Consider the following 23,825-nt stretch of genomic DNA (forward strand, 5'->3'; position numbering starts at 1 on the left):
TTTGAAAAACTTTGCCCCACAAGTATAGGCATGATCTTTTCTGACGCCTTCATGGCGATTGCCGATCCCAACCGGCGCTATCTCCTGGAAGAGCTCCGGCGCGGCCCGAAAACCGTCAACGAACTGGCTTCGGGCCTGCCAGTCTCTCGCCCGGCCGTGTCCCAGCATTTGAAAGTTTTGCTGGACGCCGGTCTGGTTCAGGCCAAGGCCGAAGGCACGAGGCGGGTCTATACGGTCAGCAGTGCCGGCTTCCTCAAGCTCAATATTTGGCTAGACCAGTTCTGGGAAGCATAGGCCGGGCGCGACGCGGAAAATACAGCCGGTCCTTGCCTTGCCTTACGACAGGAGGACCACCGATGCGACGCGAAACGCTTCTTGGTGCCGTGACTGCGGTTAATCTGGTTTTGGTCGTCGCCACCGCCTTGATGCAGGTTCTCCCGGCCAAAGCGCAGGACGGCACCGGCATCTTGCGCGGCAGCGGGCTTGAGATCGTCGACAGCGAAGGCCGGCTGCGCTCCAGCATTTCGATCCTGCCGGCGACGGCAGGCGAGGCTGAGACCGTGCTGTTCCGGCTGATCCCCGAAAACGGCCAGCCCTCGGTCAAGATCGCTGCCTCGACCGCCAGCGCCGGGCTGAGCTTCGTTGGCGGCGACGATGTCAGCTATGTCATCCTCGAAGCCGACGGACCCGAAACCCGGCTCAAGATGGTGGAGCCGGAAGGGCGCGAGAAGCTGATCGCGCCATAGGCGAGATCGTTCAGATCAGCCGTTATTGTAGGGAAAGAACTTGAAATAGGGCTGCGCCTCCTCGACCACCCTGGCGAAAGAGGGCCTCTTGAGGAGGCGGTCGTGGTAGCGTTTCACGGCCGGATATTTGTCGCCGAACGGCTCGACCTTGTTGGCGTAGAACAGCGCCGGCGAGGCCGCACAGTCGGCCATGGTGAAGGTGTGGCCGGCCGCCCAGATTTTCGAGCGCATCTCCTCCTCGACGATCGCGTAGGCGTTGCGCAGTTGCGCGCGCGCCTCCTCGACCCCGAACGGATCGGTGTTGTCCTGCGGCCGCAGCCTGTCGCCGACGATCTTTTGCATCGGCGCCTGGACGTAGAAATCATAGAAACGGTCGGCCTGGCGGACGGCCAGCGCCAGATCGATGTCTGCGGGGATGAGTTCGACCGGGCCTGGATAGTGCGCGGCGAGATATTCGATGACGATGGTCGATTCCAGCACCGTGCGCTTGCGCGCTTCATCACGCAGCGCCGGCATCTTGCCGGTCGGAGACACTTTCAGGAACGCCGCGCGCGACTGCTCATCGCCGAGATCGACGATGACCGGCGTGAAAGGGATCTCGTTCTCATAGAACGCGATCAGCGGCTTCCAGCAGAACGAAGCCAGCGGATGAAAATGGAACGTCAGAGACATGCTTTGCTCGCTTGTTTTCGAATTCGTTGACACTGCCTGACGACACCGAAATGTCACCTGGCTTTTCCGCAGAGGAGCCTGTCAAGCCTCTGTCAGGGCTCGGTATGGGCAATGATAGCTGCTGCAATCGTGTCCCAATCCTGGGGATGCAGTTCGTGGCCACCGCCTTCGATGCGGACAAGCCGTGCGCCGGCGATGGCATCGGCAAGGGCCGCGCCATGCTCAACTGGAAAGATCGGATCTGACGTCCCGTGGATGACGAGCAGCGGAGCCTTGATCTCGTGCAGGCGCCCTGTCAGATCCTCGCCGCCTTTCAGCATGAAATGGTTGGTCGCGCTCAAAAAACCGCCGGATCGGTCATAGTCCTGTTCGATGAATGCCCGCATCGCCTTCTCGTCGAACGGATGCGCGGTGCTTGCGATGGCGTGGGCGTCCTTGACGACGAAGCCGACCACCTGCTCGCGGTCCGACCAGTCGACCTTGGCGCCGTCGGCCGAGTGCTCCATATAGGCCTCGGTCGTCCCCGGCAGATGCGATGTGTCGATGCCCACCGGCGAACTGCTGATCACCGTCAGTGTGATGACACGCGAGGGATGTTTCAACGCCAGTCGTTGCGCGATCATGCCGCCCATCGACATCCCCACCACATGCGCCTTCCCGATGCCGTGGCTGTCGAGGACGCGCACGGCATCGTCCGCCATGTCGTCGAACGTGTAGGGCGGTTCACCCGGCGCATATTTGGTCGACAGGCCGGTGTCGCGGTTGTCGTAGCGGATCACGAAACGGCCTTCGCCGGCAAGTTTTTTGCAAAGCGCCTCCGGCCACCACAGCATCGAGGCCATGGCGCCCATGATCAGCAGCATGGCTGGATCCCGGGGGTCGCCAAACGCCTGGGAGACGATTTCGGGTGCTGCGGCCTTTGTCATGGGAATCTCCTCGCTTAAGCTTCAAACTGATTGCATTTTGCAATCGGTTGCACGATAATAAAACCGATACGATAATGCAACCAGTTTTTTGGGGAGAATCGGATGAAAACCGAACACCGCTCGGGATGCCCGATCAATCTGTCGCTGGAAGTATTCGGCGACCGCTGGAGCCTGATCATCCTGCGCGACATGATTTTTGGCGGCAAACGCCACTTTCGCGAGCTGCTCAACGGCTCGATCGAGGGCATCGCTTCCAACATCCTGGCCGACCGGCTGAAGCGGCTGATGGAACTCGGCATGCTGACCAAGGCCGACGACCCCTCGCACAAGCAGAAGGCGATCTACAGCCTGACCGAAATGGCCATCACGTTGGTGCCGATCATGGCCCATCTCGGCGCCTGGGGCCGCGTCTGGCTGCCGGTCAGCGAAGAACTTTCGATCCGCGCCGAGCTCCTGGAAAAAGGCGGTCCGCCAATGTGGGAGCAGTTCATGGACGAGTTGCGCCACGACCATCTGGGGACGCCCGTTGCAGCGGCGGGGCGGCCTTCCGTCCGCGCCACATTGCAGGCCGGATACGAGGCGGTGGTCGCTCGCAAGGCGTCGAGCGCCGGCCAGGCCGCCGCCTCCTGACCAACTTATTTTCCCATTTATGGGGCGGCTCTGCTATCAAGGGGCTGAAAAACATAATTTATGGGTGGATAACGCTCTTGGTTGAGAACTCTAAGGATACTGCCCGCGCCCGGGCAGATATGCGTTTCAAGAAGCAGGAAGATGCAGCCACGGTGCGGCAAAAGGCGATGGCGGAGTATGTCGCCGAGGCCGACGCTCGCCAGGCCAAGACCAACAAGCTCCGGGCATTGCGCCTTGCCAAGGAAGCCGAAGATCTCGCCAACGCACCTGCCGCCCCGGTCAAGAAGCCGGCGCGGACCAAGAAAAAAATCGCCTGACGATTCCCATGGTCGATGGCAGACTGGAAGCGGCTGAGCATATCGGCCACGCCCCCGCCTGCCATTCCGCTTTCCCACGCGAAGCAATTTCAACCGCAACCGGGATTTCGCATCTCGCGTGTCAGGCCGATGATTGACGCGTTTTGAACAGGAGACACCCATGACCGCACTGACCCTCGAAAAGGCCAAGCACATCATCGACGCCGCTTTCGCCAAGGGCGCCGAGCTGAAGCTGAAGCCGCTCGGCGTCTCCGTGCTCGATGCCGGCGCTCATCTCGTCGCCTTCCAGCGCCAGGACGGCGCCTCGTTCCTGCGCCCGCAAATGTCGGCCGGCAAGGCCTATGGCGCGCTAGCCATCGGCATGGGCTCGCGCCGCGTCGAGGCCTTCGCCAAGGAGCGGCCGCATCTCGTCGCCGGCATTTCCGACGTCTCGGGCGGGCGCGTCCTGCCGGTCGTCGGCGGTGTTTTGATCCGCGATCATACAGGCGCCGTCATCGGCGCCGTCGGCATTTCGGGCGATACGTCGGACAATGACGAAGCCGCCGCCATTGCCGGCATCGAGGCCGCCGGCTTCACCGCCGACCCGGGCTGAGGCTTCGGCTAGTTCAGGTTGATATCCCGGCTCGCAGACCGCATCGAGACCGAGAAACCGGCCAGCACGTCGAACAGGGCGATCACCATCAGCGTGAAGAAGACGGAGTGCGCCGCGCCCTTCACCAGCAGGAACTCGACCAGGAACGCCACGAAGACCAGCGTCGACAACAGATGGTCCATGATCGAGGCGTTCGTGGTGCGCACCGATTTCACCATTTCGAGGAACAGGAAGATCAGCCCGATCACCACCATCAGGTTGCCGAGCGTCATCGAAAACACCCCGCCAGACATCATGCGGAATGAGAAGATTTCGGTGGCCCACGGATCGTCGCCACTGCCGAATATTCCGAGGAGTCCGAGATTGTAGGCCACGAAGGGCACGATCAGCAGCGGGATGGCACCGAACATCAGGCGTCTCCTCTAGCAATTCCAGGAAAGTGTGAGCGGTCCGGAATTGCGTAAACAATGGGGGCACCTTCTGTAGAATGCCCCGCAAGCACGCCGTCAAGATTTTTCGCTAACAGCCGTGAACACGGTCGAAGACCGGGTGCAACAACCGTGTCACCCGGCTCAGCGCCTGAACTGCCCGGTGCGCACGGCAGCGCCGATGGCGTTGAGGACGATAGTGCCGGCGGTCATCGATGTGATCTCGTTGACGTCGCGCGCCGGCGCGATCTCGACGATGTCCATGCCGACGACGCGCCCCTTGGCGAACAGCCCTTTGATCAACTCGATCGTCTGCCGGTAGCTGATGCCGCCAGGCGCCGGCCCTTCGACTGCCGGCATCACCGCGGGATCGAGACCGTCGGCGTCGATGGTCAGGTAGTAGCGGCCGCCATCCGGGATGCGCTTGAGCAGCGCCGTCGTTCCGATATCCTGCCATTCATCGGCGGTGATGATGTTGGAGCCGTAGGCGCGGGCCGCCTCGACCTCCTCAAGTCTGGCGCTGCCCTGTCCGCGGATGCCGAGCTGGAAAATCTCGGCGATATGCGCCATCTCCGAAGCGCGGCGGATGGGGCTGGAATAGCCTTCCCTGACCCCGTTGACGTTGTCGCGCCAATCGAGATGGGCGTCTATCTGCACCAGGGTGATCGGCCCTTCGCCGTCGAGAGCACGGAAGATCGGGATCGGAATACCGTGATCGCCGCCGATGGTGATCGGCAAGGCGCCGGCGGCGCGGATCTTGCGGATCGCCGCTTCGGCCCGCCCGTAGTGGCCGCCGGCCGCATCGCCGGGGACATCGCCGACATCGACCACCTTGACGTCCTGTCCGTCGAACAGGGTCCCGCCAATGTCGAAATCATAACGGTCGAGCCCGAGACTGATGCGCTGCGAGGCGCGCCGAACCGCGGTCGGCGCGTTGGTCTGGTCGTTGATCAGCTCGTCGATCGTGTAGGGACTGCCGTAAGGCATGCCGATGATGGCGACATCGGCCTTCAGCGCATCGAGATCCTCGACCAGCGGGAAATTCATGAAGGTCTGAAACACATCGCGCGGCGCTGTGGTGAGCTTGGTCATGCGGTTTCCTCTGTCGCCCCACCAACGGTGCAGGCACGTGCTTCAGCCGCAATCGCGGCGACGCAACGCAATACAGCACCGCGACGGCTGCGTGTATCGCCAGCGACGGTTCGGCCTTTGGCATAGAGAACGGCGCGAAGCAGCCAGGCGGCCATCAAACGCAAAAAGACCGGCCAATGGCCGGTCTTTTGGTATTCAACCTTCGAAAAGCTGGTCTCAGCTTTCCTTGGGCGTCAAAACCTGGCGGCCGCGATACATGCCGGTCTTCAGGTCGATGTGGTGCGGGCGGCGCATTTCGCCGGAATTCTTGTCCTCGACATAGGTCGGGGCCTTGAGAGCGTCGGCCGAGCGGCGCATGCCGCGCTTGGACGGAGAGGTTTTTCGTTTCGGAACGGCCATGGATATGCTCCACTACATGGTCAAAATGCCCCGATAGCCCTCGTTAAAGGGCCGCGTCAGGGCCATAATCTGAGAAAGTCGGGTGCCTATACACGCCCTGCGCCGTTTTGGCCAGCACTGCGGCGAATTTTTTTGCCGGCACCACAAGGTGTGCCGGCATTTGAGGTCAAGCCGGCCTCGTCTGAATATCGGCGCAGCTTAGTCCAAACACCCGACATAGGCCCCGGAACGACCGGCGCGGCGTTCGATCAGCGACGCCAGCCGCCGCAGACCCGGACCGGGCTTGGCCGGATTGCGGGCGATCGGATTGGGCAGCGAGACCGCGAGCAGGGCGGCCTGCCGCCGCGACAGCCGTTTTGCCGAAACGCCGAAATGATGCTGCGCCGCCGCCTCGATGCCGTAAATGCCCGGTCCCCACTCGGCGATGTTGAGGTAGATCTCCATGATCCGCCGTTTCGACATCACCGCGTCGAAATAAACGGCCAGCGGCAGTTCGACCACCTTGCGCACCGAGCCTAGCGGCCGCGACCACAGGAAAAGGTTCTTCACCGTCTGCATGGTGATGGTCGAGGCGCCGCGCGTTGCCTCGCCGGCCAGCGCGTCGTCGACGACGCCGCGCAACTCGCCAAGGTCGATGCCGCGATGGAAGCAGAACTGCCCATCCTCCGACATGATCACGGAATTGGCCAGCACCGGCGAAACATCGTCGATCGACACCCAGCGCCGGTCGTAGCCGGAAAACGTCGCCAGGTCCTTCACCATCAAGGTCGATATCGGATGCACGAAGGACGGCAGGTAAAGGAACGTGAGCACAATGGGTATCGCCGCCAGCACGGCGGCGACGACCAGGCAGCGCCGTGCCAGGCGCTTCAGACCGGCGCGGTTCACGCGCCTCGGTCGCGCCATGTCCAGCCCTTCGGTTTCATGATCGACGATCGGTTCCGTCAAGCCGCCCCACCCGCGCCACTCTCCCGCCTCCGGCATAATGGCGCGAGGCTTCTTGCGCAACGTCTGAGTGTCGGCTACCGCTCCCGGCCATGACGAAAGACGAGCAAATGGCCTTTGAAGCCGCACTTTTGGTGCGGGCGGCGGCGATCGAGACCGAGCTCAGGCTGTTGCTTGACGGCCGCACGCTTGCCGGCGAGATCGCCCGGCCGGAGCGCCTGATGGCGGCCATGCGGCATGGCGTGCTGAACGGCGGCAAGCGGCTGCGCCCCTTCCTGGTCATGGAAAGTGCCGCTCTTTTTGGCGCCGATGGCGAGGCGGCACTCCGCGTGGCGGCGGCACTCGAATGCGTGCATTGCTATTCGCTGATCCATGACGATCTGCCTGCTATGGACGATGACGATCTGCGCCGCGGCCAGCCGACCGTGCACAAGGCCTTCGACGACGCCACCGCCATCCTGGCCGGCGACGGGCTTTTGACGCTTGCCTTCGATATCCTCGCCGATGAGGCGACGGCCTTGCCGGCGGAGCGCAGGGCAGCCCTTGTGCTGGCGCTGGCCCGTGCCGCCGGCGCCGGCGGCATGGTCGGCGGCCAGACGCTCGATCTCGAAGCCGAGCGCAGCCGGCCGGACGAGGCCGGCATCATCCGGCTGCAGGCGATGAAGACCGGCGCGCTGATCCGCTTCGCCTGCGAAGCCGGCGCCATCATTGCCGGCGCCGCTCCGCAGGACCGTGATCGGCTGGCCGAATTCGGCTCGGCGGTCGGGCTTGCCTTCCAGCTTGCCGACGATCTCCTCGACCTGACCGCCGATGCCAGCCAGATGGGCAAGGCGACCGGCAAGGACGCCGCCGCCGGCAAGGCGACGCTGGTGGCGCTGCACGGCACCAATTGGGCCCGCAGCCAGCTCCATGGCCTGGTCAAGCAGGCGCATGAATTGCTTGAGCCTTACGGCGAACAGGCAGCCTTGCTGAAGGCAGCAGCAAGCTTCGTGGCAATCCGCAACAACTGACGTCTTGGCCAATTGGATAGCTGAAACCGTTCTCGAATTTGTCCGTTTTGCGCTGCTTTGCCCGGGGTCACTTGATTGCCCCGAAGCGAGTGGGCTCGCTATCTGACCTTGACGACGACCTTGCCCTTGGCACGTCCTGTTTCGACGTAAGCCAGCGCCTCGTTGGTTGCTTCAAAGGGAAAGACCCTGTCGACAACCGGGCGGATCGCCCCATCTTCGATGAGGGACGTGATTTTGCTCAGCTGATCACCTTGCGCCCACATGAACAGGAACGAAAATCCCACGCCTCGGCGCTTGGCTTTGGTCCGGATACCGCGGCTCAGCAGGCGCAGCAGGAGCCTTAGCACCACGTTCAGTCCCTGCTTCCTGGCAAATTCGGGATCCGGCGGACCGGAAATGGAGATGAGCTTGCCGCCCGGCTTCAGCACATTCAGGGATTTTTCAAGCGTCTTGGCGTCCTGGCTGTTCAGGACGACGTCGTAGCCCGATAAGACGCTCTCGAAGTCGTCTTTCTTGTAGTCGACGACGACGTCGGCGCCGAGACCCTTGACCAGGTCGGCACTCGCCGCGCTCGCCGTTGTCGCAACGGTCGCGCCGAGGTGCTTGGCCAGTTGGATGGCGAATGTTCCCACGCCGCCGGAGCCAGCCTGGATGAAGATCTTCTGGCCCTTCTTCAGCCCTGCCCTCTCGATGAGAGCTTGCCAGGCGGTCAGACCCACCAGAGGGATTGAAGCCGCTTCTTCCATGCTGAGGTTTGCGGGCTTCAGGGCCACATCGGCTTCATCGATTGCGATGAATTCGGCAAATGTCCCGATCCGACCGTCGCGCGGCCGCGCATAGACAGCGTCGCCGAGTTTGAATTTGCGGACTTTCGAGCCCACCCTGACAACCCTCCCAGCCACGTCGTGGCCCAGGATGAAGGGCCGGCGATAGGGCAGGATGAGCTTGAATTCGCCGGTTCTGATTTTGGAATCCAGCAGGTTCACCCCTGCGGCATGGACCTCGACCAGGACATCATTGTTCAGCAGCTCCGGCTCCGGCATCTCGGCCAGCCGCAGAATGCCCTTCTTGTTATATTTATCGACAACGAACGCCTTCATGGCAGTGACTTTCTGAAAGTGTCTGTTGGTGTTCCTGGGCGAAACAAGCCACGCGTTTCCGCTGCAAAGCCGCCCTGTGGGGAGGCGTCAGGCCTCTAGGAAAGAAAGGGCTTTCGGGACGAAATCGGCGTAATTCTGGAAGACCCCGCCGTGCCCGGCATCCGTGTAGATCACCAGTTGTGCCCCCGGGATTCGCCGGGCGAGATCGTGCGTATTGCTGCTCGGCACCATCTTGTCCTGATCGCCATTCGCAACCAAAGTGGGAATGCGGATGGCGCTCAGGTCTTGCGGCGCCTGCAGTCCATAGGCCTTGATCGCCTTGAGTTGCGCGCCGAACGCGCGCAGCGATATCGCCTTGTCCCGATTGGTCCGGCGCTCTTTCAGCCCCTCCAGAAATGCCTTCGCGGCGCGGCGCCCATTCGGCGTCGTTGTGAAGAAAAGATAATATTTCGCATCCCGAAAAGTCAGCGCGCCCTTGATCATGTCCACGATCGTCAGCGGCGTCACCTTGTCGATGCCTTGGCCACCGGCCGGCCCAGTGCCAGCCAGGATGAGTTTGCGCACAAGCTTGGGCTCAGTCAGCACAATCTCCTGCGCCACGAAGCCGCCGAGTGAGAAGCCGAAGAGATCGACTTCCTCGAACCCCAACGCCCGGATAAAGGCAACGGCATCCCGCGCCATCTCGGAAATGGTTGACGGCGTTTTGCCACCCGAAGCACCGATGCCGCGATTGTCGAAGGCAATCACTCGCCGGGTCGCGGCAAGGCCATCGACGATGCGTGGATCAAAATTGTCCAGCTGAGCGGCCAGATGGTTGAGCAGGATCACCGGCACGCCCGTCCTGGGCCCGAGTTCCCGGTAAACAAATGCTGTGCCGCCGACATCGACAGAGCGCGTTGGCGCGTCCTGGAACGATACCCGTGAACGGGGCGACTGATTGAATGTCATGCTTGGCACCTCGGTGCTGTGGCGCCTGACCAATTGCGTTGTGGTTGCCAGTCTCATGTGCGTGAACTCCTTCGCCTTGCTGTGGTTCAGACCGGCAAGCGGAACTGCTTGCGCAAGCTCTTGTCGAATATCTCTGCAGGGGCAAAGCGGCGCAGCATGCTGACCTGGCGCGCTGCCTTGCCCGCGGTATAGCGCCGTCGCGGACGAGCATCGATCGCCGCCTTGACGACCACATCCGCCACAACTTCCGGCCGATCGGCTTTGGGCATCACATCGCGAAGCAGCGCCTCGACCCCGGCGCGAGCCCAGTCGTATTCTTTCAACACGGAATCCGGCTCGATCCCGTTTTGATCGAAGACGGTGCGGACGAATGCCGGTTCGATGACCGAGACGCGAATATTGAAGGCGCGCACCTCGTGGTCGAGCGATTCCGAATAGCCTTCGAGCGCGTGCTTGACTGCCGAGTAATGAGCTGAGTATGGCGCGGGTACCAATCCCAGAATCGAACCCATATTGATGATGCGCCCTTGGCCGCGCCGCCGCATCGACGGCAACACCGCATTGGTCATTTGGATGACGCCGAACAGATTGACGTCGAACAGGGCCTGCACCTGTGCAACCGAGGATTCCTCGGCGCCTCCCAGCAGGCCGACACCGGCATTGTTGACCAGGAGGTCGATGCGGCCGGTCTGCGCGAGCACAGTTGAGACGAGGGCGCTGACGGAGTCACCATCGGTCACGTCGCAAGCCAGCATCGTCACCCCGTCCGCGCCGTTGCTGGCCTTGCGGCGGCTCGTGCCGAAGACGGTAAATCCTGCCCGTGCAAGGGCCTCGGCGGTGGCGTGGCCGATGCCCGAGGAGGCCCCGGTCACAACAGCGGTTTTTCCGGAATTCGTTTTCATTTTCTGCTCCAAAATCGTGAGGGCTAGCTTTCTAGCGCCATTTGAATTACACTCATAATATCACATTATGTTCATAATGCAATAACAGAAAGGAAACGTAGTCATGCGCTACGAAAAAGGCCGGAAGGACGCGTCACGCGGCCGGATCGTGGAGGTCGCCGCCCAGCGTTTTCGGGGTGACGGCATCGCCGCGTCGGGACTGGCAACCATCATGGGCGACGCCGGGCTGACGAACGGAGCCTTCTATCCGCATTTCCAATCAAAGGCGGAGCTCATCCGCGAAAGCGTGGCGGCGGCCCTGGATGCCCAGTCGCAGCAAATTCAGGAGTTGTTGGCGTCGGGCGGTCCGGAAATGGCCATTCAGGCGTATCTGTCGGCCGAGCACCGGGACAATCCGGACAAGGGCTGCGCGTCCGCCGCGCTGCTGCCGGAGATCGCGCGCCAGCCGCCTGAAACGCGCGAGGTCTATACCCAGCGCTTCCTGACCCAGGTGCGGCAGGTGTCTGCCGCGCTGCCGCAGGGCAAGGACCCGGAAGGCGATGCGCTGGGTGTCTTTGCGACCCTCATCGGAGCGCTTCAACTGGCCCGCGCGGTGGCAGGAACGGAATTGTCGGATCGCATCCTTGCGGCAGGAGCAGATGCGGCGCGCAGGCTGATCCAGACACCTGAGGGTGGGAAGGCATCCTAGACTAGGCCGTGAACCCATAAACGCGAACAAACTGAGATTGGTGGGAGCGGTCGGTCAGCTCGCGAACGAACCGGCCAGATACGGCCATACTGAAACCGAATTTCGCGGACTAGACCGCGAGATCCTCAAGCAGACGCGAGATCGTGCTCCGCCCCAGAGCACTCATGGTCGGATTGGTCACCCGATAGTACCAAACGAGACCCATCGCCTGCTGGAAAGCCCATGCGGCGCCGCGCCTCCATTCCAACTCACCGGCCTGAATAGCTTCGCGAAAGGCTGCCCGACGGGCACGGTCGAGCAGATGCCATGCAACGACGAGATCGAGCGCCGGATCGGCTGGGCCGAAGCTGCCACCGTCAAGAACTCCGACCAGACTTTCCCCTTGTACCAAGAGGTTTGCCGGGATGAGGTCCTTATGGCTCATTACCTCGGAACCTGGAGGAGGCAGTTCGCGTAGGACAGCCCATAGGTGCCGGAGACGCGCGACGTCGAGAAGGTCTTCACTATTGGAGAAGCAGACCTCCATCCAATCATCATGATCTGAGAGGTTCCCGCCTCGCCCTCGCCCATCGAAACGTCGCCCCTTCACGTCTCCCCTGCGAAGCGAGGTCACGAGACGGGCAAGATCGAGTGAGAAGGCTGTTGAGCCGCTCAGCCCGTTGGGCGTCGCCGTTTCGCCCTCTATCCAACTCTGTACGAGCCAGGGCATGGGATAGGCTGGGCTCGGCCTGCCTAGCCCAATCGGTTGAGGAGTTGGAAACGGGCAATATTCCTTCAGTTCGCTCATCGCAGCCGCTTCCGCCCTCAGCAGGATGGTGCATTGGGTTTGGTCCATCAATCGCAAGGGGAAGCGTGCGGCGTACTTCGAGCCGATGCGGAAAATTGCGTTGACGGTACCTGCTGTTACGAGCGGCACGATCTTCTGATCTTCGTACTGAGGGAACTGATCGCGGATCAGGTCTCGTGCGAGGTCGATTTCGATGCGCATCTGGTCGCTATGCATGAGCTGCCGCTCCCAAGTGGTTTGACCACATGTGCAGTGACTGTATGTCCTCTATTTGCCCTGTTGGCAGGTGACCAATAGCCGGAATGAGGTCGTTTGCCGACTGCCCGTGGCTGCGCGCTTGTGAGTCTACTACCTAATGCAGATGCCGGAGCTTGTCTGGATTGCGCATGACATAGATGGCCGCGATCTTTCCACCCTCGATGTCGAGCGCGGTCGTCTGCAATTCGCCATCGGCTTCCAGCGTGATGAACCCTGGCAATCCATTGATGAAGCCGACGCGCACCAGCGTCGAGCCGTTCTCGCGCAACCAGACCGCCACCTGCTCGTACTGCTTCATGACGGCATCGAAGCCGAGCAGCGGCTGCATGGCTGCTGGACGCTTGCCGCCGCCATCGGCATGGGCGCTGACATCTTCCGTCAACAGCGCGCCGAGCGCCTGCATGTCGCCGCTGCGCGATGCCGTGAAGAAAGCCTCGGCGATCTCGAGGCCACGCTGCTTCTCCACCTTGAAGCGGGGCCGGGCCTGGCGGACATGGGCGCGGGCACGCGCGGCAAGTTGGCGACAGGCCGCGGAGTCGCGCTCGATAGCGGTCGCGACCTCCTCGAATTCCAGCCCGAACACATCGTGCAGCAGAAAGGCCGCCCGCTCCAGCGGCGAAAGCCGCTCCAGCACCAGCATCAGCGGCAAGGTGACGTCTTCCAGGTCGTCCTCTTCCACGATCGGTTCGGGCAGCCAAGGGCCGATATAGGTCTCGCGCTGGCGTCGCGCGGATTTGAGCTGGTCGAGGCAAAGCCGCGTCACCGTACGGCGCAGGAACGCTTCGGGCTCGCGCACCTGCGACCGGTCGGTTCCCATCCAGCGAATGAAGGCCTCCTGCACGACATCCTCGGCGTCGGTCACCGAACCGAGCATGCGGTATGCGACCCGCATCAGCTCCGGCCGCAGCGGGCCGAAGCCCGCTGCCGTATCTTCAGGAGCGGCCTCCGTCATCAGGCCGCCGCCTTGGCGCTGGAGCGTATCGCTGCTGCGTCAGTGTAAAGCCCGAAGCCGACGGCGATGCGGTTCCAGCCATTGATGATATTGATCAACACGGTGAGCTTCACCTGCTCCTCGTCAGTGAAGTGCGCCTTCAGGTCGGCATAGGCGCGTTCGCGGTCCTGTCCTTCCGAGAGGCGCGTGAGCGCATCGGTCCAGCCGAGCGCGGCACGCTCACGATCGCTGTAGCAGGGCGCCTCGCGCCAGGCCGGCAGCAGATAGATTCGCTGCTCGGTCTCGCCATTCTCGCGCGCTTCGGTCGCATGCAGATTGATGCAGTTGGCGCAGCCATTGATCTGCGACGCCCGAAGCTTGACCAGCTCGTTGAGGCTGTGCTCGAGCCCGGCGGCGACAGAGAGTTCGGTGGATGCGCGCTGCCATTGCTTGATCAGCGCAGGGGCGGCGGCGAAGAGGTCAATTTTGGCGGTCATGATTGCAGTCCTTGTTGTTGGGTACGCTCTCATGACGAGACAGGATCGGCTGGTGTGACATCAGGCCAGATTTTTTTTGCGCAACAGCTGGGATTGACGCAGCGATGAAGCCGATCCGAGCTTCACAGCCTTGCCTCGGCGAAGATGCGGGACGCCCATTCCAGGAAAGCGCGTAGCCGGGGAGCAAGCTGCCGGTTCTGCGGATAGAGCGCCGATAATGCCGTCGGCGTCGGCGGAAAATCCTGCAGCACCTCGACCAGTGTCCCGTCCGCCAGATCTTTTTCGAGTCGATAGCGTGGTGCTTGCAGAAGCCCGAAGCCCAGGCGCGCCAACGCGGCTGCGGTGTCCGAATTGTTGACCTTCACCCGGCCCGGCAGCGTGACGCGATGCACCTTTGTGCCGATCGTGAACTCCAGCGGCAGGACTTCGCCCGTGCGCGAGGAGACGAAACCGATGGCCTCGTGGCCTCCCAGCGCGTCAGGCGACGCCGGCCTCCCCTGACGCTCCAGATAGGTCGGGCTGGCGCAGGTGATTTCGCTGATCATTGCCAGCCGTCGCATGATCATGGCGCTGTCTTGTGGTTCGCCCGCACGGATGACGCAATCGACACCTTCGCGCACCAGGTCGACCAGCCGGTCGCCCTGGCCGATATGGAGATCGATCTGGGGATAGCGTTCGAGGAATGCAGGCAACTCCGGCAGCAGGAATTTCTGCGTCAGCAGCGGATGCGCGTCGATGCGCAACAGGCCACGCGGTTCGGCGCTGCGGAATCCGGCCTCCGCATCCTCCACTTCACCCAGGATCGAGAGGCAGCGCTCGTAATAGGCCTGTCCGTCCAGCGTCGTGGCGACGTGGCGCGTGGTCCGGTCCAAGAGCCTCGTGCCGAGATGATCCTCCAATTGTTTGATTGCTTCGGTGGCAGTCGAACGCGGCAGGCCGAGATCGGCCGCCGCCGCTGTGAAATTGCGCCGTTCCACCACGCGAACGAACAGCCGCATCCTATCGAGTCGATCCATAGCCTATTGTTCGCTTGACCCGAATACTGCTGTCAACAGGAGGCTGATTATCCGGACTGAAACGGCAATCTATATCCACTCCAGCAGCATTCAACCTGAAGGAAACTGAAAATGCCGTTTGCCAACTTCAAGACACCGCAGGCCGCTCTGACGAAGGCACAAAAGGAAGAACTCGTTCACAGGACCACGCAAATGTTCGTCGAGTATTTCGGCGAAGGCGTTCGCCCCTACACAATGGTGCTGATCGAGGAAGTCGCTGACGGAGGCTACGGTCGCGCCGACGAAGTTTTCGTCATTCCGGATGCCTACCGGGCTAGGGACGCCTGAGTTCGGGATATCGCATCCAGTCCGTGCTTGGCACATATGAATGCAACGGATCCGGCGCGAACGAAATTTTAATGTAAATCAAGCGTAATCCCGACCATTAAAATGATGCGTATGTGTTGGGGTTGCGCATGCCGGAATACTCTTTCTTCATCCGTTCGATCCGGATCCGCTATATCTCGGGATTGCTGATCTTCGCGCTGGCCTCCGGCGCCGTGATGTTTGCGCTCAACCGCGTCAATTCCTTTCGTCACGACGTCGACGCGCTGAGCAGCAATCTCGTCGTCTTCACCCGCGATCTGCGCAATGCCTCCAGTTTTGCCGAAACCGCCAGCACCGCCTGGCGCACGGAAACCCGTGACGGCCTTGCCGCCGCCGCGCGAGGCCATTCGCAACGCCTGACCGGCGAGATCGAAACGCTCTCGGCCCAGCTTGCCGCGATCAAGCCGAGCCTGTCGGCCAGGACCCTCAACGAACTCTCCTCCGCTTCCGTCAACGGCGACCTGTTCTGGTCGTCGCGCGATATGGTGCGCAACTTCAACCTGATGTCGGCGGCGCAAACGACCGACGAATGGAGTTCGCGCGAAATCCTCAACCAGAACGATCTGTTCGTCCAGCCGATGCTGGTGCGGGTGCGCACCGCCATGGACGGCGAACGCCATCTTGCCGACGCCTCCAGCGACCGGCTGCTTTTGTGGGCAAGCGGTCTTTTGTTTGCGGTTCTTGCCATTGCCGCCTTGTGGATTTTCCGGCCGATGGAAAAGGCGATCCGCCGCGCTTTCACCGAATCCGCCGCATCCTTGTTCAAGGCCGAAGCGGCCGACCGCGCCAAATCGGAATTCCTGGCCAATATGAGCCACGAGATCCGCACGCCGATGAACGGCGTGCTGGGCATGGCCGAGCTGCTTGCCAAGACGGACCTCACCGCGCGCCAGAAAACCTTCACCGATGTCATCGTCAAATCCGGCAATGCGCTGCTTACCATCATCAACGACATTCTCGATTTCTCTAAGATCAATGCCGGCCAGCTGACGCTCGATCCGGCGCCCTTCCGGCTTGCCGAAGCGGTCGAGGACGTGGCGACGCTGGTGTCGGCGCGCGTCGCCGAAAAGAACCTCGAGCTGATCGTGCGTGTCGACCCGCGCCTGCCGGCCCATGTCGTCGGCGATGCCGGACGCTTCCGCCAGATCGTCACCAATCTGCTCGGCAACGCGGTGAAGTTCACCGAAAAAGGTCATGTGTTGATCGATGTCGGCGGCGAGGTGGTCGACGGTCTGGTCCAGCTCAAGGTCCGCGTCGAGGACACCGGCATCGGCATTCCGGCCGAGAAGCTGGAGAACGTGTTCGAGAAATTCGCCCAGGTCGACGGCTCGTCGACGCGCCGCCATGAAGGCACGGGCCTCGGCCTTGCCATTGCCGCCCGCCTCGTCGACCTGATGGGCGGCAAGATCGGCGTCGAAAGCGAGATCGGCCGCGGCTCGGTGTTCTGGTTCGCCGTGCCGCTGCCTGCGCATCAGCAGGACTCGCGCGACGAGATCGTGCCGGTCGACGTCACCGGCGCCCGCGTGCTGGTCATCGACGACAACCCGGTCAACCGCGAGATCCTGCTGGAACAGCTCAGAAGCTGGAGCTTCGACTGCGCGGCTGCCGAAAGCGGCGCTGTCGGCCTCGCCTTCCTCGATCGGGCCAGCCAGCTCGGTGCGGCGGTCGACTGCATTATCCTCGACTACCAGATGCCCGGCATGAACGGCGCCGACGTCGCCAAGGCGATCGCCGCCGACAGCCGTCTCTCCGCTATCCCGATGGTGCTGTTGACTTCGGTCGACCAGGTCGATTTCGGCAAGATGGTCATCGATTTCGGCATTGCCGCGCATCTGACCAAGCCGGCGCGCTCGGCCATCCTGCTCGGCACCGTCATCTCGGTCATCCAGAAGGCCCGCGCCCAGATTGGCAAGGCCCAATTCATTCGCGAGCCCGTGGTTGCGCAGGCGGCACCTGTGGCGCCGCCGGCCTTCACCGTCATTCGCGGTCCGGTGATGCCTGCGGCCACAGTGCCCGAATCGATGACCACGCCGAACGGCCCGATCGACATCCTCATTGCCGAGGACAATGACGTGAACCAGTTGGTGTTCGGCCAGATCCTCAATGGGCTTGGCCTCAGCTACCGCATCGCCGGCAATGGCCGCACCGCCGTCGAGATGTACCGGGCGCTGCGGCCGAAGCTGATCCTGATGGACGTCTCCATGCCGGAGATGAACGGCTATGAGGCGACCCGCGCCATCCGGGCGGCGGAGGCGGGGACCGGCAACCATACGCCGATCATCGGCGTGACCGCGCACGCGCTGAAGGGTGACCGCGACAAATGCATCGAGGCCGGCATGGACGACTATCTGCCCAAGCCCGTTTCGCCCGACCGCCTCGGCAGCAAGATCGGCACATGGCTTAGCGAGACGGTGGCGGCGAAGACGGCTTGATCCGTCAGCGTAACCGGCCGATGGGAATGATTTCCGACGAGGCGTCGACATAGGGTTCGCCCTGCCAGCCGCCGAGCCATTGCTCCACCAGCAGGCCGGCTTCGTCCAGCATCCCGGCGAGATCTTCCTTCTTCGGAAATGCGATTCTCGATGCGGCACTCAGAACGGGTCTGCCGCCTGGAATTTCATAGAAGGTCGAATAGGTCACGACGCCGGTGGCGGCATCGTATGCGGCATCATACCAGGCCTTGACGGTACCGAGAGCGGGATGCGCTACCATCCGCTCGGAGCGCTGCGGCGTCCATTCAAGCCACGCCTTCGCGGTGGCGTTGCGGGTGTCGAAAACGAAGCGCCCGCCCGGAGCGAGATGTTCGGCGATGGTGCGCAGCACCGCCTGCTGGTCGTCTTCTGTCAGAAAAACCTGGAACACGTGACCGGTCAGCAGCACCAGGTCGAAGCGTCGCCCGAGCCGCACCGTTCGCGCGTCTGCCTCGATCCAGTCGACCTTGTCGCCGCCGATCCTGTGGCGCGCAACGTCGAGCATGGCCGACGCCGGATCGACGCCAGTAACGCTGCGCCCCCTGGCCATTTCGGCGGCCAGTTGACCGGTGCCGCAACCGAGATCGAGGACCGAGCCCGCATCTTCGGCAAGGCGGATGCAGCAGTCAAAATCGGAACGGTGATCCTGATTTTCGATGTCATAGAACTGGACGAAGTCGGGATCGGTGTAGATGGGATCGGTCATACCGCCGCCTGTACTTGAAAATCTTCACCTTCGTGCGACAGGCGCATCCCCGTCGACGATGGCATTTGCTTCAGACGGCCGCGTCCAGACCATAGCGCCTTATCCAATCCAGGCTGGTCGCGTCCGAGAGCCTTGCGACGCCAGGCTTCACATCCTCCGCGTTCGGCGCCTGAACGCCGAGCGCTGCACAGATGGCCATCAACGTAGCCGCCGGATCGCTTGAAAGCCGCTCATAGCCAATCCGCAGCGGCATTATCCCCTGCTCCGCAAACCATGTGTTCCAGGCCACGTCACAGGCTTCGAGTTTGGCGAGCTCATGCTGGATTCGCTCGAAATCGTATCGGGGTTCCTGCGGCGGCGCGACCCTTTCGATCTCGGTTCCGTCAGGCGCGATATGCCAAAGCCCGGTCTGCTCAGCCTTGATCAGCGAGACCGCCTGCGCGAGCTTGTTCTCGCGCGAAAGGTGGATGTAGAGGACACGGCCGAAGGCCTTTTCGAAACGCGCTTTGTCCGACGGCAAGTCTGGGAAAATCCCGTCGAGGATCGCCGAAAGCTCATCCAGATTTTCCCGCATCAGGCGCAGGCCGAAGACACCTGTTCCGCCCGTTCCGGCCCGGATTGCCGCTTCGAGATAGGCGACATCGAATTCATGCGCGCTCATTGTATCGCGACTGGGCAGGCCCCACTCTTCCGCCCATTCCGCTATGTCCTGCCGCCGGTAGAACGAGTGCGGATCGCCGGCTGTCTTCGTCGATGCCAGAAGGCCGCACAGCAAAGTGCTTCCGGTTCTGGGCGTGCCGCAGATTATGTAGCCGTCTAACATGCACTAGCCTTGTCGTTCACCAGAGCCAAGGCAAGCCCGGCCACTTCAGCGCCGGCCTATAGCGTAAATTCCTGCTGGATGCGACGGGCGCATTCGAGCGGCGTGAGTTGGCTGGTGTCGACTTCGAGATCGTAGTCGACACCCTTGTGGACGCGGTGATATTGCCAGCGCGCCAGGCCGGGCAGCCTGTCGGCACGCGCGGCCTCGCGCGCTTCCAGCACCTCCAGCGGCGCCATGACGCCGACTACATGCAAATCGAAAGCCGACAGCAACCCGCGATACTCCGCTATCTCGTCATTGAAGATCACGTCGTCGACGATGAGATTGTTGCCTTGCCCGGCCATGGCGGCGATGGCGTGGCGCATGCCATGCATGGCGCGCGCGCCGACCGGCCCGCTCCTGATCACCACCGACGGCTTGCCGTCTTCCAACACGGTCTCAAAGGAAAACCCGTCGGCATGATCCTGAAGCGCCTCCGGCAGCATGTCGATGAAGGCATCCATCTGGACATGCAGGAAGGGCGTGGCGGTGATCGTCTGCAGGGCTCTGGCAATCGAACTCTTGCCGGCGCTGCCGACACCATTGAGCAGGACGATTTTGGCAGTCATATCGTCACCCTCGTGCCTACCGGTTGCGCACGACGATACAGGCGCCGCCGACGCTCTGCAGCTTTTGGCAGATGACATTGGCCGCAGCGCGGTCGTCGACACCGATCCTGACCGCATAAATGCCGCGCCGGCCGATCGGCGTGCGCACCCGGCTGACCACCGGATCATGCCCGGACAGCAGCGCCGGAAACCGGCTCCGCACCCTCAGCCATTGATTGATCGCCGCACCGCGGCGGAAATTGCCGGCCACCTGCACGCCCCACGGCTTCACATTGATCGATGCCATCGCCACGGTTCTGGACATGATCACCGGCAGCTTGCGGCAGGCGACGGCAAAGCTGGTCTTGGCATCGAGCGGCTCGACCGTTCCGGCGTAGGCGCTGTCGGAAAACTTGTCGACCGGCTCACCCATGACATCGAAGACATAACTCTCGGTCTCCATCGGCAGGAAACCGCCGGAGCCAAGCCAACGCGACACGCGGTTCTCGCCAGCATTGTAGGCGGCCGCAGCCAGGCCGAGATTGCCGTAGGCGAGCTTCATTTCGCCCAGATACTTTGCCGAGGCCGGGATCGCCTGCTCGATGTTGAAGGGATCGGCCAGCCCGCGCATCTTGGCCGTGCCCGGCATGAACTGGGCGATGCCTTCAGCGCCCACCGGGCTCACCGCATTGGGATCAAACCGGCTTTCCTTCCAGATCAGCCGGGCGAAGTAATCCTTGGGCAGGCCGTTCTGCTCGGCATGCGTCTCGATCAGGTCGCAAACGCGGCCGATCAACCGTTTCGCCGCTGAGCGCGATTGTGGTGGATCGGCGAGTGCCTGTCCGGCGCAACCCAGCCCGCAGAGCAGGACCACAGCGGCTTTAAACAGCCCCCGCACGGCCTATTCCGCTGCGGCCTTGCCGTGCTGTCCAAACCGCTGCTCGATATAGTCGGCGACCATTTTCTCGAAATCGGCGGCGATCGACGGACCGCGCAGCGTCGCCGATTTCTTGCCGTCGACGAAGACCGGCGCCGTCGGCGTCTCGCCGGTTCCGGGCAGCGATATGCCGATATCAGCATGCTTGGATTCGCCGGGGCCGTTGACGATGCAGCCCATCACCGCGACCTTGAGGTTCTCGACGCCGGGATATTTTCCGCGCCACACCGGCATGTTCTTGCGCAAATCGGCCTGGATGTTCTGCGCCAACTCCTGGAACACGGTGGAGGTGGTGCGGCCGCAGCCGGGGCAAGCGGCGACGATCGGCACGAACTGGCGAAAGCCCATGGTCTGCAAGAGCTCCTGCGACACCTGCACCTCGCGCGTGCGGTCGCCGTTAGGCTCCGGTGTCAGCGAAATGCGGATGGTGTCGCCAATGCCTTGCTGCAGAAGGATGCCCATGGCGGCCGACGAGGCGACGATGCCCTTGGAGCCCATGCCGGCTTCGGTGAGGCCAAGATGCAGCGCATGGTTGGAGCGGGTCGCAAGCTCGGTATAGACGGCGATCAAATCCTGCACGCCGCTGACCTTGGCCGACAGGATGATCTTTTCGCGGCCAAGCCCGATTTCTTCGGCCATTTCGGCCGAGAGGATCGCCGACTGCACGATCGCCTCGCGGGTAACCTCCTGCGCCGTCAGCGGAAAGCCTTGTGCCTGGTTCTCGTCCATCAGCCGGGTGAGCAGTTCCTGATCGAGCGACCCCCAATTGACGCCGATGCGCACCGGCTTGTCGTATCTGATCGCCATTTCGACGATCGCCGCGAACTGGCGGTCCTTCTTGTCCTTGAAGCCGACATTGCCCGGATTGATGCGGTATTTGGCCAGTGCCTCGGCGCAGGCCGGATGATCGGCGAGCAGCTTGTGGCCGATATAGTGGAAATCGCCGACCAGCGGCACATTGATGCCGAGCCGCTCGAGCCGCTCACGGATGCGCGGCACGGCGGCGGCACTCTCGTCGCGGTCGACGGTGATGCGCACGATCTCCGAGCCGGCGCGGTGCAGCGCCGCAACCTGCGCGACGGTCTGGTCGATATCGGCGGTGTCGGTGTTGGTCATCGACTGCACGACGACCGGCGCGTCGCCGCCGACGGTCACACCGCCGACATCGACGCCGACCGAGGTGCGGCGCGGAAAGGGGGAGGAAAAATATCCGGTCATGCCGGCAGCCTCTTGAGCTCCTGAGCGACCTGCGTTCGCGTTGACGCGCAAACCTACGCTCAAACAGTTATCAGCGCATTGCGCTGAGGTTCGGGCATGAGGTGGAGGAGCAAAGATGGCTTGTCAATGGCGACAGGCGGGCCGGCCCGCCAAATCGCCGTGGCGCGGCGACCCGTCACAGACGGTGTCGACCGGCCAACAGTGTCGGAATCAGTAACAAGAACAAGCCTCCGGCGGCGTGCCGCCACCGGAGCGATGGATACGCGCCTAGGCGGCGCGTCTAATCCAGGAAGGGCGTCAATGTGTCGTCGGTTTCGCCTTCAGTTTTTCAATCTCGTCCTTGAGTGCCAGCTTGCGTCGCTTGAGATTCACGATTTCGAGGTCGTCGACCGATGGATGGTTCATCGCATCGTCGATTTCGCGTTCGATATCACCGTGTTTCCGCTGCAACTCATCAAGATGGGATGCAAGAGACATGATTGGTTCTCCCTTTCATGGTTTCCTCGATTGCAGCCGTCAAAGGCACGTCCACCGCAGGTCGCATCTGTGACGGCACCATGACACTCTGCCACCATCTGGCGGCGATGTCGAATGCTGCGTGGTAGCATTCCACGACAATGTGAAATGTGGTATTGGCTCCGCGCCGGCTACAAAACTCCGCCGGTCCCGCCCAATCAGGCCCATCATTGGGCGCCGCAGACGTGCAGACGGTAGATAATGTCCGAACAGGAACAGGCTGATATTCGCCTCGAATTTTCTCGGCTGAAACAAGAGCATGCCGATTTCGACGCGGCCATCAATGCGATGATCGCCATGGGTTGTGATCCCTTGCAGATCCAACGCATGAAGAAGAAAAAACTGTTCCTCAAGGACCGGCTGATGGCGCTGGAAGACAAGATCATTCCGGACATCATCGCCTGAGCGATAGCCTCGGAGCCTGACCCCTTACCCCGGGATCGAAAGCCTTGCGGCGCGTTCACGCAACAGCGCAATAAGCTCGTCGGTCTTTTCCTTCGCGGTGTCGATCGGAACCACCAGGCACATCGTTGCCTCAACCTTGCCTGTGACGGAAAACACCGGGGCGGCCAGGCATTTGGTGTAGGCGTCGACCAGCCCCGAGGTGATGCAATAGCCGGTCGTCCTGGCCGTCGCGATATCGGCGATGAAATCGTCGAGCTGCAGCCTGCGGCCATCCGGCAGCAAAAGGTCGTCGTCCGACACCATGTCCTGGATAGTAGCCCTCTCAAACCCGGCCAGAAGCAGCCGCCCTGATGCCGTCCACGGCAGCGGGATCTGCAGGCCGGTGGCCGAGCTGATGCGGAACGGCCTGGTGCCGGGGCTGGAATGGACGATGGTGTAGCGGCCGCTTTGCAGCATGCACAATTCGGAGGTCTCGCCGGTCTCGCGTGACAGATTGTCGACCTCCTGCCGGCCCCTGCGGAGCAGGTCGTTGCCCCGGACATAGTCCATTCCGTAGAGATAGAGCTTCTTGCCGAAATAGACCCTGTTGCCGTCGCCCTCCATCTCCAGGAGACCCGCATCGACCAGCGAGCGCACCAGCGTGTAGGTCGTCGAACGCGGCGCGTTGACGCCCTTGGCGAGGTCGCCAATGCCGATCGCACGCTGCGTGGTGTGCAGGAACTCAAATATCTCGAGCACCCGGTTGAGACCCTTCTCGCGAGAGCCGGGGGTCTTGTCCTCGGTCGGGCTGAAGTCCGGTCGATCTTTAACGCCAATGTCGTCTTGCATTACTGATTCCTGATGTTAGTATCTGTCTTGTACAAGGTACATGTGTCTTTTGTAAGAGACAAATTGCAAAAAAGAGCATGGACC

30 protein-coding genes are annotated in these 23,825 nt (G+C 62.2%); 10 read left to right on the forward strand and 20 right to left on the reverse strand.

The features are described 5' to 3' along the window. Positions 1-30 precede the first annotated feature (30 nt). A complete protein-coding gene (locus tag AC1D1N_RS00760; protein WP_023706277.1) occupies positions 31-294 on the forward strand; it encodes an ArsR/SmtB family transcription factor in 264 nt (87 codons plus the stop codon). A gap of 62 nt (positions 295-356) precedes the next feature. Then, positions 357-746 (forward strand): hypothetical protein, encoded by a 390-nt coding sequence (locus tag AC1D1N_RS00765; protein ID WP_477346155.1) that lies wholly within the window; start codon positions 357-359, stop codon positions 744-746. A 15-nt stretch (positions 747-761) separates the two neighbouring features. Here AC1D1N_RS00765 and AC1D1N_RS00770 read toward each other — a convergent pair whose 3' ends face one another. Beyond that, a complete protein-coding gene (locus tag AC1D1N_RS00770) occupies positions 762-1,418 on the reverse strand; it encodes a glutathione S-transferase family protein (RefSeq protein WP_436261707.1) in 657 nt (218 codons plus the stop codon). 92 nt (positions 1,419-1,510) lie between these two features. Next, entirely contained in the window at positions 1,511-2,344 is an 834-nt protein-coding gene (locus tag AC1D1N_RS00775) for an alpha/beta fold hydrolase (protein WP_477346156.1), read from the reverse strand. A gap of 102 nt (positions 2,345-2,446) precedes the next feature. Between AC1D1N_RS00775 and AC1D1N_RS00780 the strand changes: the two genes are divergently transcribed. The 3 genes from AC1D1N_RS00780 to AC1D1N_RS00790 all read left to right on the forward strand — a co-directional run bounded on the left by AC1D1N_RS00780 (position 2,447) and on the right by AC1D1N_RS00790 (position 3,883). Further along, positions 2,447-2,974: a winged helix-turn-helix transcriptional regulator gene (locus tag AC1D1N_RS00780; RefSeq protein ID WP_112559548.1), complete on the forward strand. Its 528-nt coding sequence runs from the start codon at positions 2,447-2,449 to the stop codon at positions 2,972-2,974. Positions 2,975-3,093: 119 nt separating this feature from the next. Further along, positions 3,094-3,291, forward strand: coding sequence for a hypothetical protein (locus AC1D1N_RS00785; protein WP_477346157.1), 198 nt, complete (start codon positions 3,094-3,096; stop codon positions 3,289-3,291). A gap of 160 nt (positions 3,292-3,451) precedes the next feature. Continuing rightward, complete coding sequence (locus tag AC1D1N_RS00790; protein ID WP_112559550.1) at positions 3,452-3,883, forward strand: GlcG/HbpS family heme-binding protein; 432 nt, start codon at positions 3,452-3,454, stop codon at positions 3,881-3,883. Between the two features lie 8 nt (positions 3,884-3,891). Here AC1D1N_RS00790 and AC1D1N_RS00795 read toward each other — a convergent pair whose 3' ends face one another. The 4 genes from AC1D1N_RS00795 to AC1D1N_RS00810 all read right to left on the reverse strand — a co-directional run bounded on the left by AC1D1N_RS00795 (position 3,892) and on the right by AC1D1N_RS00810 (position 6,708). Next, positions 3,892-4,293, reverse strand: a complete 402-nt coding sequence (locus tag AC1D1N_RS00795) for a hypothetical protein (RefSeq protein ID WP_477346158.1) — start codon at positions 4,291-4,293, stop codon at positions 3,892-3,894. A gap of 162 nt (positions 4,294-4,455) precedes the next feature. Beyond that, entirely contained in the window at positions 4,456-5,403 is a 948-nt protein-coding gene (locus tag AC1D1N_RS00800) for an agmatinase (RefSeq protein WP_477346159.1), read from the reverse strand. 216 nt (positions 5,404-5,619) lie between these two features. Further along, positions 5,620-5,802: a 50S ribosomal protein L32 gene (gene rpmF / locus AC1D1N_RS00805; protein WP_008834724.1), complete on the reverse strand. Its 183-nt coding sequence runs from the start codon at positions 5,800-5,802 to the stop codon at positions 5,620-5,622. A 198-nt stretch (positions 5,803-6,000) separates the two neighbouring features. Further along, positions 6,001-6,708 carry a biosynthetic peptidoglycan transglycosylase gene (locus AC1D1N_RS00810; protein ID WP_477347331.1) on the reverse strand — a complete coding sequence of 236 codons (708 nt, stop codon included), beginning with the start codon at positions 6,706-6,708 and terminating at the stop codon, positions 6,001-6,003. A 131-nt stretch (positions 6,709-6,839) separates the two neighbouring features. Here AC1D1N_RS00810 and AC1D1N_RS00815 point away from each other — a divergent pair, with 131 nt between their 5' ends. After that, positions 6,840-7,757, forward strand: coding sequence for a polyprenyl synthetase family protein (locus AC1D1N_RS00815; protein WP_112559554.1), 918 nt, complete (start codon positions 6,840-6,842; stop codon positions 7,755-7,757). Between the two features lie 98 nt (positions 7,758-7,855). On the opposite strand, the gene AC1D1N_RS00820 is transcribed toward AC1D1N_RS00815, so the two are convergent. From AC1D1N_RS00820 to AC1D1N_RS00830, 3 genes are all read right to left on the reverse strand, one after another. Further along, positions 7,856-8,857, reverse strand: a complete 1,002-nt coding sequence (locus AC1D1N_RS00820) for an NADP-dependent oxidoreductase (RefSeq protein WP_477346160.1) — start codon at positions 8,855-8,857, stop codon at positions 7,856-7,858. 87 nt (positions 8,858-8,944) lie between these two features. Beyond that, a complete protein-coding gene (locus AC1D1N_RS00825) occupies positions 8,945-9,805 on the reverse strand; it encodes an alpha/beta fold hydrolase (protein WP_477347333.1) in 861 nt (286 codons plus the stop codon). An 86-nt stretch (positions 9,806-9,891) separates the two neighbouring features. Continuing rightward, positions 9,892-10,707 carry an oxidoreductase gene (locus AC1D1N_RS00830; protein ID WP_477347335.1) on the reverse strand — a complete coding sequence of 272 codons (816 nt, stop codon included), beginning with the start codon at positions 10,705-10,707 and terminating at the stop codon, positions 9,892-9,894. A 103-nt stretch (positions 10,708-10,810) separates the two neighbouring features. Between AC1D1N_RS00830 and AC1D1N_RS00835 the strand changes: the two genes are divergently transcribed. Then, positions 10,811-11,395, forward strand: a complete 585-nt coding sequence (locus AC1D1N_RS00835; protein WP_477346161.1) for a TetR/AcrR family transcriptional regulator — start codon at positions 10,811-10,813, stop codon at positions 11,393-11,395. Between the two features lie 109 nt (positions 11,396-11,504). Here the strand turns inward: AC1D1N_RS00835 and AC1D1N_RS00840 are convergent, their stop codons facing one another. The 4 genes from AC1D1N_RS00840 to AC1D1N_RS00855 all read right to left on the reverse strand — a co-directional run bounded on the left by AC1D1N_RS00840 (position 11,505) and on the right by AC1D1N_RS00855 (position 14,884). Next, positions 11,505-12,398, reverse strand: a complete 894-nt coding sequence (locus AC1D1N_RS00840; protein ID WP_112559558.1) for an aminoglycoside phosphotransferase family protein — start codon at positions 12,396-12,398, stop codon at positions 11,505-11,507. Positions 12,399-12,534: 136 nt separating this feature from the next. Beyond that, complete coding sequence (locus tag AC1D1N_RS00845; RefSeq protein WP_477346162.1) at positions 12,535-13,392, reverse strand: sigma-70 family RNA polymerase sigma factor; 858 nt, start codon at positions 13,390-13,392, stop codon at positions 12,535-12,537. After that, positions 13,392-13,868, reverse strand: a complete 477-nt coding sequence (locus AC1D1N_RS00850; protein WP_477346163.1) for a carboxymuconolactone decarboxylase family protein — start codon at positions 13,866-13,868, stop codon at positions 13,392-13,394. Before AC1D1N_RS00850 ends, AC1D1N_RS00845 begins: the two co-directional genes overlap by 1 nt. 122 nt (positions 13,869-13,990) lie before the next feature. Beyond that, complete coding sequence (locus tag AC1D1N_RS00855) at positions 13,991-14,884, reverse strand: LysR family transcriptional regulator (protein ID WP_477346164.1); 894 nt, start codon at positions 14,882-14,884, stop codon at positions 13,991-13,993. 111 nt (positions 14,885-14,995) lie between these two features. On the opposite strand from AC1D1N_RS00855, the gene AC1D1N_RS00860 reads away from it, so the two are divergent. Both AC1D1N_RS00860 and AC1D1N_RS00865 read left to right on the forward strand, forming a co-directional pair. Beyond that, positions 14,996-15,211 (forward strand): tautomerase family protein, encoded by a 216-nt coding sequence (locus tag AC1D1N_RS00860; RefSeq protein ID WP_477346165.1) that lies wholly within the window; start codon positions 14,996-14,998, stop codon positions 15,209-15,211. A gap of 128 nt (positions 15,212-15,339) precedes the next feature. Then, positions 15,340-17,682, forward strand: a complete 2,343-nt coding sequence (locus tag AC1D1N_RS00865; RefSeq protein ID WP_477346166.1) for a response regulator — start codon at positions 15,340-15,342, stop codon at positions 17,680-17,682. A gap of 4 nt (positions 17,683-17,686) precedes the next feature. Here AC1D1N_RS00865 and AC1D1N_RS00870 read toward each other — a convergent pair whose 3' ends face one another. From AC1D1N_RS00870 to AC1D1N_RS00895, 6 genes are all read right to left on the reverse strand, one after another. Next, positions 17,687-18,427 (reverse strand): class I SAM-dependent methyltransferase, encoded by a 741-nt coding sequence (locus AC1D1N_RS00870; RefSeq protein ID WP_477346167.1) that lies wholly within the window; start codon positions 18,425-18,427, stop codon positions 17,687-17,689. Between the two features lie 70 nt (positions 18,428-18,497). Then, positions 18,498-19,250 (reverse strand): Stf0 family sulfotransferase, encoded by a 753-nt coding sequence (locus AC1D1N_RS00875; protein WP_477346168.1) that lies wholly within the window; start codon positions 19,248-19,250, stop codon positions 18,498-18,500. A 56-nt stretch (positions 19,251-19,306) separates the two neighbouring features. Continuing rightward, on the reverse strand, positions 19,307-19,858 hold the full coding sequence (locus AC1D1N_RS00880; protein WP_477346169.1) for a chloramphenicol phosphotransferase CPT family protein: 552 nt from the start codon (positions 19,856-19,858) through the stop codon (positions 19,307-19,309). Between the two features lie 16 nt (positions 19,859-19,874). Further along, positions 19,875-20,735 carry a transglycosylase SLT domain-containing protein gene (locus AC1D1N_RS00885; protein WP_477346170.1) on the reverse strand — a complete coding sequence of 287 codons (861 nt, stop codon included), beginning with the start codon at positions 20,733-20,735 and terminating at the stop codon, positions 19,875-19,877. A gap of 3 nt (positions 20,736-20,738) precedes the next feature. After that, complete coding sequence (gene ispG, locus AC1D1N_RS00890; protein WP_477346171.1) at positions 20,739-21,992, reverse strand: flavodoxin-dependent (E)-4-hydroxy-3-methylbut-2-enyl-diphosphate synthase; 1,254 nt, start codon at positions 21,990-21,992, stop codon at positions 20,739-20,741. A gap of 297 nt (positions 21,993-22,289) precedes the next feature. Then, positions 22,290-22,469, reverse strand: coding sequence for a YdcH family protein (locus AC1D1N_RS00895; protein ID WP_095487303.1), 180 nt, complete (start codon positions 22,467-22,469; stop codon positions 22,290-22,292). Between the two features lie 240 nt (positions 22,470-22,709). Here AC1D1N_RS00895 and AC1D1N_RS00900 point away from each other — a divergent pair, with 240 nt between their 5' ends. After that, entirely contained in the window at positions 22,710-22,913 is a 204-nt protein-coding gene (locus tag AC1D1N_RS00900; RefSeq protein WP_112559568.1) for a YdcH family protein, read from the forward strand. A 24-nt stretch (positions 22,914-22,937) separates the two neighbouring features. On the opposite strand, the gene AC1D1N_RS00905 is transcribed toward AC1D1N_RS00900, so the two are convergent. Next, the gene (locus tag AC1D1N_RS00905) at positions 22,938-23,741 is read right to left on the reverse strand and encodes an IclR family transcriptional regulator (protein ID WP_477346172.1); all 804 of its coding nucleotides are present in this window, start codon (positions 23,739-23,741) and stop codon (positions 22,938-22,940) included. Positions 23,742-23,825 lie beyond the last annotated feature (84 nt).

The organism is Mesorhizobium sp. P2_B5 (assembly GCF_056404775.1).

Coding starts and splice junctions, on each gene's coding strand:
- AC1D1N_RS00760 (WP_023706277.1), top strand. CDS start 31: ATGATCTTTTCTGACGCCTTCATGGCGATTGCCGATCCCAACCGGCGC.
- AC1D1N_RS00765 (WP_477346155.1), top strand. CDS start 357: ATGCGACGCGAAACGCTTCTTGGTGCCGTGACTGCGGTTAATCTGGTT.
- AC1D1N_RS00770 (WP_436261707.1), bottom strand. CDS start 1,418: ATGTCTCTGACGTTCCATTTTCATCCGCTGGCTTCGTTCTGCTGGAAG.
- AC1D1N_RS00775 (WP_477346156.1), bottom strand. CDS start 2,344: ATGACAAAGGCCGCAGCACCCGAAATCGTCTCCCAGGCGTTTGGCGAC.
- AC1D1N_RS00780 (WP_112559548.1), top strand. CDS start 2,447: ATGAAAACCGAACACCGCTCGGGATGCCCGATCAATCTGTCGCTGGAA.
- AC1D1N_RS00785 (WP_477346157.1), top strand. CDS start 3,094: ATGCGTTTCAAGAAGCAGGAAGATGCAGCCACGGTGCGGCAAAAGGCG.
- AC1D1N_RS00790 (WP_112559550.1), top strand. CDS start 3,452: ATGACCGCACTGACCCTCGAAAAGGCCAAGCACATCATCGACGCCGCT.
- AC1D1N_RS00795 (WP_477346158.1), bottom strand. CDS start 4,293: ATGTTCGGTGCCATCCCGCTGCTGATCGTGCCCTTCGTGGCCTACAAT.
- AC1D1N_RS00800 (WP_477346159.1), bottom strand. CDS start 5,403: ATGACCAAGCTCACCACAGCGCCGCGCGATGTGTTTCAGACCTTCATG.
- rpmF (WP_008834724.1), bottom strand. CDS start 5,802: ATGGCCGTTCCGAAACGAAAAACCTCTCCGTCCAAGCGCGGCATGCGC.
- AC1D1N_RS00810 (WP_477347331.1), bottom strand. CDS start 6,708: ATGGCGCGACCGAGGCGCGTGAACCGCGCCGGTCTGAAGCGCCTGGCA.
- AC1D1N_RS00815 (WP_112559554.1), top strand. CDS start 6,840: ATGACGAAAGACGAGCAAATGGCCTTTGAAGCCGCACTTTTGGTGCGG.
- AC1D1N_RS00820 (WP_477346160.1), bottom strand. CDS start 8,857: ATGAAGGCGTTCGTTGTCGATAAATATAACAAGAAGGGCATTCTGCGG.
- AC1D1N_RS00825 (WP_477347333.1), bottom strand. CDS start 9,805: ATGACATTCAATCAGTCGCCCCGTTCACGGGTATCGTTCCAGGACGCG.
- AC1D1N_RS00830 (WP_477347335.1), bottom strand. CDS start 10,707: ATGAAAACGAATTCCGGAAAAACCGCTGTTGTGACCGGGGCCTCCTCG.
- AC1D1N_RS00835 (WP_477346161.1), top strand. CDS start 10,811: ATGCGCTACGAAAAAGGCCGGAAGGACGCGTCACGCGGCCGGATCGTG.
- AC1D1N_RS00840 (WP_112559558.1), bottom strand. CDS start 12,398: ATGCATAGCGACCAGATGCGCATCGAAATCGACCTCGCACGAGACCTG.
- AC1D1N_RS00845 (WP_477346162.1), bottom strand. CDS start 13,392: ATGACGGAGGCCGCTCCTGAAGATACGGCAGCGGGCTTCGGCCCGCTG.
- AC1D1N_RS00850 (WP_477346163.1), bottom strand. CDS start 13,868: ATGACCGCCAAAATTGACCTCTTCGCCGCCGCCCCTGCGCTGATCAAG.
- AC1D1N_RS00855 (WP_477346164.1), bottom strand. CDS start 14,884: ATGGATCGACTCGATAGGATGCGGCTGTTCGTTCGCGTGGTGGAACGG.
- AC1D1N_RS00860 (WP_477346165.1), top strand. CDS start 14,996: ATGCCGTTTGCCAACTTCAAGACACCGCAGGCCGCTCTGACGAAGGCA.
- AC1D1N_RS00865 (WP_477346166.1), top strand. CDS start 15,340: ATGCCGGAATACTCTTTCTTCATCCGTTCGATCCGGATCCGCTATATC.
- AC1D1N_RS00870 (WP_477346167.1), bottom strand. CDS start 18,427: ATGACCGATCCCATCTACACCGATCCCGACTTCGTCCAGTTCTATGAC.
- AC1D1N_RS00875 (WP_477346168.1), bottom strand. CDS start 19,250: ATGTTAGACGGCTACATAATCTGCGGCACGCCCAGAACCGGAAGCACT.
- AC1D1N_RS00880 (WP_477346169.1), bottom strand. CDS start 19,858: ATGACTGCCAAAATCGTCCTGCTCAATGGTGTCGGCAGCGCCGGCAAG.
- ispG (WP_477346171.1), bottom strand. CDS start 21,992: ATGACCGGATATTTTTCCTCCCCCTTTCCGCGCCGCACCTCGGTCGGC.
- AC1D1N_RS00895 (WP_095487303.1), bottom strand. CDS start 22,469: ATGTCTCTTGCATCCCATCTTGATGAGTTGCAGCGGAAACACGGTGAT.
- AC1D1N_RS00900 (WP_112559568.1), top strand. CDS start 22,710: ATGTCCGAACAGGAACAGGCTGATATTCGCCTCGAATTTTCTCGGCTG.
- AC1D1N_RS00905 (WP_477346172.1), bottom strand. CDS start 23,741: ATGCAAGACGACATTGGCGTTAAAGATCGACCGGACTTCAGCCCGACC.